The 804-nt window shown below is 62.3% G+C and carries 1 protein-coding gene; it reads right to left on the reverse strand.

Going from position 1 to position 804, the window contains the following annotated elements; all coding sequences use genetic code 11:
• On the reverse strand, positions 1 to 628 hold a 628-nt coding region (locus AC1DS3_RS39165; RefSeq protein ID WP_477129434.1), incomplete at its 3' end, for an aspartate/glutamate racemase family protein.
• Positions 629 to 804: the final 176 nt, after the last annotated feature.

Here is an 804-nt window from a genome sequence, read left to right on the forward strand (position 1 = left end):
GCGCAGAGTTCGCGTCGTTCACGATCAGCGGGATTTCCGTGCAGCCGAGCACAACAGCATCGCAACCCTGTGACTTCATCCGCCCGATAACCCGCTGGAAGTAAGTGAGTGCTTCCGGGGTGGCAATCCCGCCCACCAGTTCGTCCATGATGATGCGGTTGATTTCATCGCGTTCGGCGGGGTCAGGCCGCATAAAGCCGAGCCCGCGCGCGGCGAGCTTCTCGGGGTAGACCTCGCTGTCGACAAGCCAGCGCGTTCCCGTCAGGCCCAGGCGGGTGAAACCGCGCGCCGCCGCGCTCTCGGCCACCACCTCGGCAATATGCAGCCAGGGCCGCGGCGAACGCGCCGCCACGTACGGCAGCGCCTGGTGAATGGTGTTGTCGGGGCAGATCAGGAAATCCGCGCCCATGCCAGCGAGCTTCCCGGCGGAGGTAAGCATCAACTCACCGACGGCCTGCCAGTCGCCGCGATCCAGGTGCTTGACGTACTCGGCAAGCGACGGGGTGTGCATGGATATCTCGGGATGCGCATGCGGCCCGAGCAGCCGCGCCCCCTCCATACAGATGGTGCGGTAGCAAAGCGCGGCGCCTTCGGCGGAGCAGGCAACGATACCGATATGCAGGGTCATGACGGATGGCTCCATGCGATGTCACGATGTGACGATGTGACGATGTGATTGGGGACTGCAGTGTTTGAACGAGTTTGGCTGGCAGCGGCCAATCCCTGAGCATCATAAGGCACTAATCGCTATTGAACGCCTTGGGCCGTAGGCATATACTTTTGGTATATCTCACTCAACAGGAG

This window comes from Cupriavidus sp. 01L46 (assembly GCF_056399905.1).